Source organism: Bordetella genomosp. 9 (genome assembly GCF_002261425.1).
Classification (GTDB): domain Bacteria; phylum Pseudomonadota; class Gammaproteobacteria; order Burkholderiales; family Burkholderiaceae_B; genus Bordetella_C.
The window spans coordinates 1,654,793-1,666,545 of the sequence record NZ_NEVJ01000003.1 but is presented as its reverse complement, the minus strand read 5'-3'; the positions used below and the strand labels follow the sequence as shown (position 1 = coordinate 1,666,545).

The window sequence follows — 11,753 nt, the reverse complement described above, 5'->3', positions numbered from 1 at the left end:
TGTCGGTCGGCGCGCCAAGGCGGCGCCGCCATGTCCTCAGTTCTGTTGTATCCAGTGGCGCAACAAATTCAGGGAAGGCTCGGCGCTGCCTTCATCGCACTGCAGGATGACGAGATCGCCCGGAAGCACGCTGTCCAGCACCGCGCGCATCGCGGTGGCGTGGTCCGGCTGGTCGACGATGGCGGCGGCCCGGCCGCCTTGCGACGCGCCTTCGCGCAACAGCGCGCGGGCCTGGCCCGCCGGCCGCCTCGACGGCACGGTGGCATCGTCGTACAGCACGATTTCATCGAAGGCCTTGCCCAGCAGGGTTCCCTGCTCCAGCAGGTCTTCGTCGCGGCGGTCCTTGCCGGCGCCGTAGACGACACGGCGCCGTTTGGCGGGGAAGCGTTCGGCGGCGGCGATCAAGGCGCGCAGCGCGGACGCGTTGTGGGCGCCGTCCACCACCACGGTGGCGTCCTTGCGTTCGACGGCCGTGAACTGCCACGGCGCATCGCCGCGGTCGATGTCGAAGGTTTCGATGGCGACGCGGATGATGTGCGCCGGCACGCCCAGCGCCCAGGCGGCGCCAACCGCGGCCAATACGTTTTCCACCTGGAAGTCGATGCGTCCGCCCACCGTCAGCGGAATCGACGCCAGTTCGCTGACCCGTTGTTCGCTGGTGCCTTCGGCCAGCACCACGTGGCCATCGCGCACGTAGACCGCGCGCTTGCCCAGCGCCACGTGCGACGCGATGGCGGGCAGGCGCGGATCCAGGCCGAAGAACACCACGTCGCCGTCGCACAGCGTGGCGAGTTCGACCACGCGTTCGTCGCGCGCGTTCAGGACGGCGGCGCCGGTGGGCAGCACCACGTCGACTTGCGTGCGCAGGACGTTGTACATGCCGTCCAGGTCGCGGATGTCGTGCTCGCCCAGATGGTCGCCGCCATCGAGGTTGGTGACGATCCCCACCTGGCAGCGATCGTAGGCCAGCCCCTGGCGCAGGATCACGCTGCTGCTGTTCTCGATGACCGCGGCGTCGACCGAGCGGTTCATCAGCACCCGGCGTCCGGTGGCCCAGTCGCCGCGATCGCCTTTTTCGACCTGGCGCTGGTTGAAGTACAGGCCTTCGCTGCAGGCCAGGCCCACGTAGCTGCCGCCCAGCTGCAGCATGCGGGCGGTCAGCCGCGCGACCACGGTCTTGCCATTGGTGCCGGTGACGCCGACGACCGGGATGCGGCCATCCTCGCCATCGGGGAACAGATGGTCGATGATGGCGCGGCCGACGGGTCGCGGCTGGCCATCGGCCGGCTTCAGGTGCATCAGCAGCCCCGGACCGGCATTGACTTCGACGATGGCGCCGCGCTGTTCGTCGAGCGGGCGCGAGATGTCCTCGGCCACCAGGTCCACGCCCGCCACGTCCAGGCCGACGATGCGCGCGGCCAGCGTGACCGCGTGCGCGACTTCGGGGTGCACCAGGTCGGTGACGTCGAAGGCGACGTTGCCGTTGCGCTGGATAAGCACTTCCTGCCCGGCCGGCGGCACGCTGTCGGCGGCCAGGCCCTGGCGGGCGATTTCCAGGCGGGCGGCGGAGTCCAGCCGCACCTTGTTCAGCGGGCAGTCTTCATCGCTGCCGCGCCGCGGGTCGGTGTTGATCTGCAGCTCGATCAGGTCTTCGACGGTATGGACGCCGTCGCCGACGATCCAGGCCGGTTCGCCGCGCGCGGCGGCCACCATGCGGTCGCCCACCACCAGCAGGCGGTGTTCGTTGCCGGATACGAAGCGCTCGACCAGGACGCCGTTGCCTTCTTCCTCGGCCACCGCGTAGGCCGCCTTGACCTCTTCATAGCTGTTCAGGTTGGTGAAGACGCCGCGGCCATGATTGCCGTCATAAGGCTTGATCACCACCGGCAGGCCGATGTCCTGCGCGGCTTCCCAGGCCTGTTCCCGCGATTCCACCAGGCGGCCCTCCGGGACCGGCACGCCGCATTCGGCCAGCAGGCGCTTGGTCAGGTCCTTGTCGCGGGAGATGCCTTCGGCGATGGCGCTGGTGCGGTCGGTCTCCGCCGTCCAGATGCGGCGCTGGCGCGCGCCATAGCCCATCTGGACCAGGTTGCCTTCGAACAGGCGTATATAGGGAATGTCGCGGTCGTCCGCGGCATCGACGATGCAGGCGGTGCTGGGGCCCAGGCAATGGCGGTCCACCATGTCCCGCAGGCGTTCGACGGTGGCGTCCACGTCGAAGGGGCGGTCTTCCATGGCCGCCATGACCAGCTCGCGCGCTTCGGCCAGCGCGGCGCGGGTGACGTCTTCCTGCCAGGCCCGCACGATCACCTTGTAGACGCCGCGCGTGGCGGTTTCGCGGGCCTTGCCGAAGCCGCCGGGCAAGCCGGCCAGGTTCTGCAGTTCCAGCGTGACGTGTTCCAGGATGTGCGCGGGCCAGGTGCCTTCGCGCAGGCGCTGCAGGAACCCGCCGCGCACGCCCGGGCTGCAGCGGTGCTCGATCAGCGTGGGCAGCCACGTGGACAGCCGCTCGTAGAAACCGGGGATGGTGTTGGACGGATAGTCCTCCAGTTCGCCGATATCGACCCAGGCTTCCAGGACGGGGCGGTACGTCCAGATGTTCGGGCCGCGCAAAGCCACGACATCGAGAAATTCAATGTCTTTCTTTTTCATGTTCTAATTTGCCGAAAATTCCGATGGCGAACGGAAGAATTCCTGGGCTTCGTACGGTTGGTGGGTTATGCCGTGTAGGTGTACGGTGCGCGGTTCGTCAGTGCCAGGATGCTCTGTGTATGCCGCCGATTATAGAAATATCGGTACGCGGGCGGCGACGCGGATTCTATCCATGACGTCTATAGTGTTGCAAGGAAGGAACACGTTTTCAGCTTCGCGCCGAAATCGGGGTCCCGGCCTGCTGGTTCCGCCGCGGCTGTGAATACGTTTTCCATGAAGAAACCCGTTTTAGACTTCGTCCCGGACGGAGCCGCCCTGCCAGCCGATTGGCACGCCGACATGCTCGCCCAGCTGGGTGAGGGCGAGACTTTGCTCGCCTGGTTGGCGCTAGACCTGGATGGGGCGCTTAAGTTCCGCACCGGCATGGTTTTCGTGACCGACCGGGGCGTCGTCGCGCGCGAGCCGGGCGAGCCGCAATGGCGGCGCTGGTCCTATGACGAAACGGAAGCCATGACGGTTTCCGACCACGCCGGCGCCGGCATGCTGGAATTGCAGGGCCCGGAAGCCCGCCTGGCCGTCTGGCGCTACACGCTGGGCCGCAATCCGGCCGCGCTGCGCCTGCGCGACGCCTACGCGCGGCAATTCGACGTGCTGCGCGGCCTGCGCGACGCGGGCGAGGCGAATCACCGGGTCTGCGCCACCTGCCTGGAGCCGCTTACCGCAGAGCAGGACATCTGCCCCGTCTGCAATCCGCCCACGCCGGAACCGCCGTCGACCTGGGCGCTGCTGCGGCTGTGGCGCTTCGCCGTGCCGTACCAGGTGCCGCTGTTCGTCGGTTTCATGCTGACGCTGCTGGCCACCGCGGCCACGCTGGTGCCGCCTTACCTGACCATGCCCCTGATGGACGAGGTGCTGATCCCGTTCCAGAACGGCGCGCCCATCGACGACGACCGCGTGGTGATGTACCTGTCCGGCCTGTTCGCATCGGCCCTGCTGGCCTGGGGCCTGGGCTGGGGGCGCACCTACATCCTGGCCTGGGTGAGCGAACGCATCGGCGCGGACCTGCGCACGACCACCTACGAGCATCTGCAGCACCTGTCGCTGGCGTATTTCGGCGGCAAGCGCACCGGCGACCTGATCGCCCGCATCGGCAGCGAAACCGATCGCATCTGCGTATTCCTATCCCTGCATCTGCTGGATTTCGCCACCGACGTGCTGATGATCGTGATGACCGCCGTCATCCTGATCTCGATCAACCCCTGGCTGGCCCTGGTCACGCTGATCCCGCTGCCGTTCATCGGCTGGATGATCCATGCGGTGCGCGACCATCTGCGCCACGGCTTCGAGAAAGTCGACCGGGTGTGGTCGGAAATCACCAACGTGCTGGCCGACACCATACCCGGCATACGGGTGGTCAAGGCCTTCGCCCAGGAAAAGCGCGAGGTGCGCCGCTTCCGCGATGCCAACCAGCGCAACCTGGACGTCAACGATCGCGTCAACACCGTGTGGGCATTGTTTTCGCCCACGGTGACGCTGCTGACCGAAATAGGCCTGTTGATCGTGTGGATGTACGGCATCTGGCAGGTGTCGCGGCACGAGATCACGGTCGGGGTGCTGGCGGCGTTCCTGGCCTACATCGGCCGCTTCTACACCCGCCTGGATTCCATGAGCCGCATCGTGTCGGCCACCCAGAAGGCCGCTGCCGGCGCCAAGCGCATCTTCGACATCCTGGACCACGTGTCCAGCGTGCCGGAACCGCGCAATCCGGTGCAGGTGGACCGCGTGCGCGGCCGCATCGAGCTGCGCGACGTCGGGTTCCGCTACGGCAACCGGTCGGTGATGCATGGCCTGAACCTGTCCATCGAACCCGGCATCATGGTCGGCCTGGTGGGCCATAGCGGCTCGGGCAAGAGCACGCTGATCAACCTGATCTGCCGTTTCTATGACGTGACCGAAGGCGCGGTGCTGGTGGACGGCGTCGATATCCGCACGATGGGCATCGCGCAGTACCGCCGCAACATCGGCCTGGTGCTGCAGGAGCCTTTCCTGTTCTTCGGCACCATCGCGGAGAACATCGCCTACGGCAAGCCGGAGGCCACGCGCGAGGAAATCGTCGCGGCGGCGCGCGCCGCGCATGCGCACGAGTTCATCCTGCGCCTGCCGCACGGCTACGACTCCCTGGTGGGCGAGCGCGGCCAGGCCCTGTCCGGCGGCGAGCGCCAACGGATTTCCATCGCGCGGGCCTTGCTGATCGACCCGCGCATCCTGATCCTGGACGAAGCCACGTCGTCGGTGGATACCACCACGGAAAAAGAGATCCAGAAGGCGCTCGACAACCTGGTGCGCGGCCGCACGACCATCGCGATCGCGCACCGGCTCAGCACGCTGCGCAAGGCCGATCGGCTGGTGGTGCTGGACCGCGGCCGCATCGTCGAGCAGGGCAATCACGAACAGCTGATGGCCGCGGGCGGCGCCTATCACGCGCTGTACCAGGCGCAGGCGCGCCAGGCCGAAGCCGACGCGGAAGCCCGCTCCAGCGAGGAGGATGACGATGACGATCTCGTCGCCGAGACCTGATTTCCAGCTGCGCCGCGATGCCCACGGCAGGCTGGTGTACCTGGGCGCCGACGGCGGCGCCATCGTCGGCGTGGTGCCGGTGCGCGCCTTTCCGATTTCCGCGCCCGAAGGCGGCTGTTCGCTGGTCGATCCCGCCGGCCATGAAGTGGTATGGATAGATCGCGTGGACGACCTGCCGCACGGCATGCGCACGCTGTTGCAGGAAGCGCTGAGCGCGCGCGAGTTCATGCCGCGCATCCAGCGGATCGTCGGCGTATCCGGGTATGCGACGCCATGCACCTGGAATGTGCAGACCGACCGCGGCGCCACGGATTTCGTGCTGCGCGGCGAAGAAGACATCCGCCGCCTGAGCGGCCATGCATTGCTGGTGGCCGACAGCCACGGCATCCATTACCTGATCGGCGACCTGCGCGCGCTCGACAAGCACAGCCGCAAGCTGCTCGATCGTTTCCTTTAAAAACCTTCAAGACCTTTAAAGCCTTTGCAGCTTTGCAGCGGCCGGGCCCGCGCCCCCGCTACAGGGCTGCGTAGCGCCGCGCCGTGCCCAGCGCGCCGTCGCGCGCCAGCGCATCGCAGGCGCGCCGCACCGCCGCCGTGAAGCGCGCGTCCGCCGCGAGTTCCGGCGGGAAGATATCCGCCACCGCCAGCAACCGGTCGGCCAGGCCGTCCGCGCCCGGCGCCGCCAGCGCGCTTAAACGGTCCGCCATGGGATCGTTCAATTCCAGCGCCGCGCCGCTTTCCGAACGGCCCGACAGGAAACACATCCATGCCGCCACGCCGAGCGCCAGGCGGTCCACGGCATGGCCGTCCCGCAGGCGGTCCGCCGCCGTGCCCAGCAGGCGCGGCGGCAGTTTCTGGCTGCCGTCCATGGCGATCTGCGCGCAGCGATGCTTCAGCGCGGGGTTGGCGAAGCGCGCCAGCAGATCGTCGCGATAGCGCGCGCGGTCGAAGGCGGCGGGCACCGTCAGCGTGGGGGCGATGTCCTCGCTCATCATGCGATGCGCCAGCGCATGCAGATCCGGCTGCGCGATGGCCCGGTCCACCGTTTCGATATCGGCGAGCAGCGCCAGGTAGGCCAGCGTCGAGTGGATGCCGTTCAGCATGCGCAGCTTGGCGGTCTCATAAGGCGTGACGTCCTCGACCAGCAGCGCGCCCGCGCGTTCCCACGCGGGCCGGCCGGCCGGAAAGCGGTCTTCGATGACCCATTGCCGGAAGCTTTCCGCGGGCACCGGCCAGGCGTCCACGCAGCCCAGCGCCGCGGCGGCCGCCGCGCGGTCGGCGTCCGTGGTGGCCGGCACGATGCGGTCCACCATGGTGGAAGGAAAAGCCACGCTGCGTTCGATCCAGTCCGCCAGGCCGGCGTCCAGCGCGCGGGCGTAGTCCAGCACCACGCGGCGCAGGGCCGCGCCGTTATGGGCCAGGTTGTCGCAGGACAGCACGGTATAGGGATTGTCGCGGCGCGCGCGCAGGCCGGCCACCAGATAGCCCGGCACGCTTTGCGGATGGTCGGGGTCGCGCAGGTCGCGCGCGACCTGCGGATGCGTCATATCCAGTCCACCCGTGCGCGGGTCCAGGCAATAGCCTTTTTCCGTGACCGTCAGGCTCACGATACGGACGCGCGAGTCTCGCAGGGCGTCCAGGACGGCGTCCTGCTCCTGGGTGGCCACCAGTACTCGCCGCAGCGCGCGCACCACCTGCACGCGTTCGCCGTCCGCATCGCGTATCAGCACGCTGTACAGCCCGCCCTGGGGCGCCAGCGCGTCGCGGGTGTCCGGCCGCCGCAGCGAGACGCCGCAGATGCCCCAGTCGCCGCCCGCCGCCAGCATGGCGTCCTCGGTGTACATGGCCTGGTGGGCGCGATGGAAATTGCCCAGGCCCAGGTGGACGATGCCGACGCGCGGCTCGGTCCAGGGCAGGGGAGACAGGTGCGCGGAAAGCGCCGGCAGGCGGTCGGGCGCCAGGCGTGGAAGCTGCTTGTCCATCGGTTCGTCCATCTGTTCACCCATCGGTCTGCCTACGCGTGTATCCATAACTGGTATGGTAGTATCCAAGACTACGATCAGCAAGCCGGAGCCGACATGAAAATCACCCACGCCGAGGTCATCGTCACCTGCCCCGGCCGCAACTTCGTCACCTTGAAGCTGGTCACGGACCAGGGCGTGCATGGGGTGGGCGACGCGACGCTGAACGGCCGCGAACTGGCCGTGGCGTCCTATCTGAAGGACCACGTATGCCCGGTGCTGATCGGCCGCGATCCGCGCAATATCGAAGATACCTGGCAATACCTGTACAAGGGCGCCTATTGGCGGCGCGGCCCGGTCACCATGTCGGCGATCGCCGCGGTGGACATGGCGCTGTGGGACATCAAGGCCAAGATGGCCGGTATGCCGCTGTACCAGCTGCTGGGCGGCGCATCGCGCGATCGCGTCATGGTCTATGGCCATGCCACCGGCCGCGATCTGGACGAGGCGCTGGACAAGTACGCGGAGCACGTCGACCAGGGCTACCAGGCCATCCGCATCCAGTGCGGGGTGCCGGGCATGAAATCGGTCTACGGCGTGACCAAGCATGGCGGCGCCTACGAGCCGGCGACCAAGGGCTGGCCCGAGGAGCAATCCTGGTCCAGCGAAAAATACCTGGACTTCATTCCCCGGCTGTTCGACGCGGTGCGCGCGCGCTTCGGCTTCGATACGCATCTGCTGCACGACGTGCACCACCGGTTGACGCCGATCGAAGCCGCGCGGCTGGGCAAGTCGGTGGAGCCCTACCGGCTGTTCTGGATGGAAGATCCCACCCCCGCCGAAAACCAGGAGGCGTTCCGCCTGATCCGCCGGCATACGGTCACGCCGGTCGCGGTGGGCGAGGTCTTCAACAGCATCTGGGATTGCAAGCAGTTGATCGAGGAGCAATTGATCGACTACATCCGCGCCACGCTGACGCATGCCGGCGGCATCACGCATATGCGCCGCATCGCCGATTTCGCCGCGCTGTACCAGGTGCGCACCGGTTGCCACGGCCCGTCGGACCTGTCGCCGGTCTGCATGGGCGCCGCGCTGCATTTCGATTTGTGGGTGCCGAACTTCGGCGTGCAGGAATACATGGGCTATCCCGAGCAGGCGCTGGAAGTTTTTCCCCATGCCTGGGAATTCAGCAAGGGGACCATGCATCCCGGCGAAGCGCCCGGGCTGGGCGTGGACATCGACGAAAAGCTCGCCGCCAGGTATCCCTACGACCCGGCGTACCTGCCGGTGGCGCGGCTGGAAGACGGCACGCTGTGGAGCTGGTAGGCGGCCTGCAGGCCCGGCCGGAGTCTTGATGGCAACCCGCCAGCAAACCGCGGCGGCAACAAAAACAGAATGAACCTGGAGCAGACATGAGCACCATCACCAGCCACGCCCGGCCTGTCGACGCCGGCCAGGCGCCCACGGGCATGCTGCGGCGCGCCGCGGTCGCCTCGACCATAGGCACGGCCGCCGAATACTACGATTTCTTCGTCTACGCGACCGCCGCGGTCCTGTTCTTCGGCAAGCTGTTCTTTCCCAGCTCCGATCCCATGGTCGGCACGGTGGCCGCCTTCGCGACCTATGCGGTCGGCTTCCTGGCGCGGCCGATCGGCGGCATCGTGTTCGGCCATTTCGGCGACAAGCTGGGCCGCAAGAAGGCCCTGGTGATCACGATCCTGATCGTCGGCCTGGGGACCTTCGTCATCGGCCTGATGCCGACCTACGAACGCATCGGCTTCTGGGCGCCGCTGGCCCTGGTGTTGATCCGCATCCTGCAGGGCTTCGGCGTGGGCGGGGAGCAGGCGGGCGCGGTGCTGATGACCGCGGAGTATGCGCCGCGCGCGCGACGCGGCTTCTATGCCAGCTGGGTGCAGCTGGGCGCGCCGGCGGGCTTCCTGATCCCGGCCGGCCTGTTCGCGGTGCTCACGTCCACGCTCAGCGAGGCGCAGTTGCTGGACTGGGGCTGGCGCATTCCCTTCCTGCTCAGCCTGGTGCTGGTCGTGATCGGGCTCTACGTGCGCCTGCGCATCGATGAATCGCCGGTATTCGACGAGATTCGCAAAACCAAGGCGGTGGAGTCACGGCCGGTGGTGGAGGTCCTGCGCACCTTTCCCGGCATCATCACCAAGGGCGTCTTCGCCAAGCTGGTGGAAGCCTGCGCCTTCGCCATGTACAGCACCATCGTGCTGGCCTACGGCAAGGCCAACCACTTGAACGATGCGTGGCTGCTGCAAGGCATCCTGCTGGCGGTGGGGGTGGAGTTGTTCACCATCCCCTTGGCCGGCTGGCTGTCGGATCGCTACGGCCGCCGTCCGGTCTACATGGCGGGGGCGCTGGTACAGGTGCTCATGGTGGTTCCCTTCTTCCTGATGTTGAATAGCGGCGACCGGCTGCTGACCCATCTGGCGATGATCCTGGTGCTGTCCGTGGGCCATGCGCTGTGCTACGCGCCGCAGGCTTCCATGTTTCCGGAGCTGTTTCCCACCCGCGTGCGTTGCAGCGGCATCGCATTGATATGGCAGATCGGGTCGCTGATCGGCAGCGGCATCCTGGGCCTGGTGGCGGTCAAGATCATCCAGGCCAGCGGCGGCCACTACGCGGGGCTGGCGGTGTACATGCTGGTGCTGGGCATCGCCTCGCTGGCGGCGCTGCGGCTGCTGCCGGAAACCGCGCCGGTCAGGCGCGGCGGCGCGGACCTGCAGGATTGGGGCCATCGTTAGACCTATACTCGGGCCTTGCTCATGAAACAGGACGGGCCCATGGCGGGAGCGCGCAGAAAACCGGATGGCGGCATGGCCGCGCTGGCGATGCCCGGCGATATGCCCGGCCCGGTGAACCAGCGCATCTACCGGATCCTGCGCGAGGCCATCGTCAAGGGCACCTTCCCGCCCGGCTCGCCGCTATCGGAAAAAGACATCTCCGAACGGCTGGGCGTATCGCGCCAGCCGGTGCGCGAAGCCTTCATCAAGCTGGGCGAGGCCGGCCTCGTGCAGGTGCTGCCGCAGCGCGGCACCTTCGTCATGAAGATTTCGCCCCGCCGCGTGGAAGACGGCCGCTTCATCCGCGAAGCCGTGGAAGTCGCCGTGGCCGCGCGCGCGGCGCAACGCGTCACCCCGCCCCAGCTGCACGCCATCGCCGGATTGCTGGACGGCCAGCGCCGCGCCGCGCGGGCGAACGACACCGCGTCGTTCCTGGACCTGGACGATGCGTTTCACCAGGCCATCGCGGCGGCGGCGGACTGCCCCGCGGTCTGGCAGACGATCGAAAACATCAAGGCGAACATGGACCGGGTGCGCTATCTGAGCCTGGCCGAGGTGTCGCCGCTGGACCGCCTGATCGAACAGCACGAGGCCATCTACAAGGCCTTGCGCGACGGCGATGCGCCGGCCGCGCAGGCCGCCATGGCGGCGCACCTGCGCGAATTGACCATCTCGTTCGAACCGATACGCGCGCGCAACCCGGACTGGTTCGGCGCCGGCGACGACTGAGCTATTCGTCGGAACGCGCCATCACGCGATTGCGTCCGTGCCGCTTGGCGTTGTACAGCCCGCGGTCGGCGGCGTCGATGATCTGCGTATAGCGGTCCGCCCGGTCCGGCACGGTTGTGGCGATGCCCACGCTGACCGTCAGCCATTCCGAGGTCGCCGAATCACGATGCGGAATGTGCAGGCCTTCGACGGAGCGGCGGATTTTTTCCGCCACCAGGCGCGCGCCGGACAGCGGCGTGCCGGGCAGCACCACCGTGAACTCCTCGCCGCCGAAACGCGCGCACAGGTCGGTGGAGCGGTCACAGCAGCTGGCGATGGTGTGCGCCACTTTCTTGAGCACTTCGTCGCCCGCCATATGGCCGTAGGCGTCGTTGTAGCTTTTGAAGTGGTCGACGTCGATCATCAACATGCTGATCTCGCTCTGCTCGCGCATGGCGCGTTTCCATTCCGCGCTCAGGTAGCTGTCGTAGTAGCGGCGGTTGGACAGTCCCGTCAGGCCGTCGGAATTGGTCAGGCGGCGCAGCTCCAGGTTGATTTCCATCAGTTGCTGCTGGCTCTGCCGCAGCGCCTGGTAGGCCTCGTCGCGCTGCTGCATCGCCAGATACGATCGCGAGTGATAGCGGATGCGCGCCACCAGCTCGATGGTGTCCGGCAGCTTGACCAGGTAATCGTTGGCGCCCGCGCTGAAGGCCGCGCTCTTGACCTCGGCGTCTTCCTTGGACGACAGCACGATGATCGGAATGTCGCGGGTGGCGGGGTTCGCGCGGTACGCGCGCACCAGCGTCAGGCCGTCCACGCCGGGCAGCACCAGGTCCTGCAGGATCACCGTGGGCCGCGTCTGGGTGGCCACGTTCAGCGCTTCCTGCGCATCCGGGCAGAAGTGGAAATCGATATTGGGTTCGTCGGCCAGCGCGCGTCGCACCGCCTCCCCAACCATGATCTGGTCGTCCACCAGCAACACCATGGCGTTCTGCGGTTTATTGTCGAGCCCGGCCACGTAGTCGATGACAGGTTCCATTTTTTGTTCCTTAGT

The 11,753-nt window shown here is 67.4% G+C and carries 8 protein-coding genes; 5 read left to right on the top strand and 3 right to left on the bottom strand.

The features are described 5' to 3' along the window. Nucleotides 1-36: 36 nt before the first annotated feature. Nucleotides 37-2,652, bottom strand: a complete 2,616-nt coding sequence (cphA, locus tag CAL26_RS18685; protein ID WP_094848289.1) for a cyanophycin synthetase — start codon at nucleotides 2,650-2,652, stop codon at nucleotides 37-39. A gap of 273 nt (nucleotides 2,653-2,925) precedes the next feature. On the opposite strand from cphA, the gene CAL26_RS18680 reads away from it, so the two are divergent. After that, nucleotides 2,926-5,229: a cyanophycin metabolism-associated ABC transporter gene (locus tag CAL26_RS18680; RefSeq protein ID WP_094849961.1), complete on the top strand. Its 2,304-nt coding sequence runs from the start codon at nucleotides 2,926-2,928 to the stop codon at nucleotides 5,227-5,229. Further along, entirely contained in the window at nucleotides 5,204-5,686 is a 483-nt protein-coding gene (locus CAL26_RS18675) for a cyanophycin metabolism-associated DUF1854 family protein (protein ID WP_094848288.1), read from the top strand. The genes CAL26_RS18680 and CAL26_RS18675 overlap by 26 nt, the downstream gene beginning before the upstream one ends. A 58-nt stretch (nucleotides 5,687-5,744) precedes the next feature. Here the strand turns inward: CAL26_RS18675 and CAL26_RS18670 are convergent, their stop codons facing one another. Next, a complete protein-coding gene (locus CAL26_RS18670) occupies nucleotides 5,745-7,235 on the bottom strand; it encodes a mannitol dehydrogenase family protein (protein WP_256988527.1) in 1,491 nt (496 codons plus the stop codon). A gap of 72 nt (nucleotides 7,236-7,307) precedes the next feature. Between CAL26_RS18670 and manD the strand changes: the two genes are divergently transcribed. The 3 genes from manD to CAL26_RS18655 all read left to right on the top strand — a co-directional run bounded on the left by manD (nucleotide 7,308) and on the right by CAL26_RS18655 (nucleotide 10,720). Beyond that, entirely contained in the window at nucleotides 7,308-8,516 is a 1,209-nt protein-coding gene (manD, locus tag CAL26_RS18665) for a D-mannonate dehydratase ManD (RefSeq protein WP_094848287.1), read from the top strand. Nucleotides 8,517-8,602: 86 nt separating this feature from the next. Continuing rightward, nucleotides 8,603-9,952 (top strand): MFS transporter, encoded by a 1,350-nt coding sequence (locus CAL26_RS18660; protein ID WP_256988526.1) that lies wholly within the window; start codon nucleotides 8,603-8,605, stop codon nucleotides 9,950-9,952. A 39-nt stretch (nucleotides 9,953-9,991) separates the two neighbouring features. Continuing rightward, entirely contained in the window at nucleotides 9,992-10,720 is a 729-nt protein-coding gene (locus CAL26_RS18655; RefSeq protein ID WP_256988525.1) for a GntR family transcriptional regulator, read from the top strand. A 1-nt stretch (nucleotide 10,721) separates the two neighbouring features. Here the strand turns inward: CAL26_RS18655 and CAL26_RS18650 are convergent, their stop codons facing one another. Beyond that, entirely contained in the window at nucleotides 10,722-11,738 is a 1,017-nt protein-coding gene (locus tag CAL26_RS18650; protein ID WP_094848286.1) for a response regulator, read from the bottom strand. Nucleotides 11,739-11,753: the final 15 nt, after the last annotated feature.

Coding starts and splice junctions, on each gene's coding strand:
- cphA (WP_094848289.1), bottom strand. CDS start 2,652: ATGAAAAAGAAAGACATTGAATTTCTCGATGTCGTGGCTTTGCGCGGC.
- CAL26_RS18680 (WP_094849961.1), top strand. CDS start 2,926: ATGAAGAAACCCGTTTTAGACTTCGTCCCGGACGGAGCCGCCCTGCCA.
- CAL26_RS18675 (WP_094848288.1), top strand. CDS start 5,204: ATGACGATCTCGTCGCCGAGACCTGATTTCCAGCTGCGCCGCGATGCC.
- CAL26_RS18670 (WP_256988527.1), bottom strand. CDS start 7,235: ATGGGTGAACAGATGGACGAACCGATGGACAAGCAGCTTCCACGCCTG.
- manD (WP_094848287.1), top strand. CDS start 7,308: ATGAAAATCACCCACGCCGAGGTCATCGTCACCTGCCCCGGCCGCAAC.
- CAL26_RS18660 (WP_256988526.1), top strand. CDS start 8,603: ATGAGCACCATCACCAGCCACGCCCGGCCTGTCGACGCCGGCCAGGCG.
- CAL26_RS18655 (WP_256988525.1), top strand. CDS start 9,992: ATGGCGGGAGCGCGCAGAAAACCGGATGGCGGCATGGCCGCGCTGGCG.
- CAL26_RS18650 (WP_094848286.1), bottom strand. CDS start 11,738: ATGGAACCTGTCATCGACTACGTGGCCGGGCTCGACAATAAACCGCAG.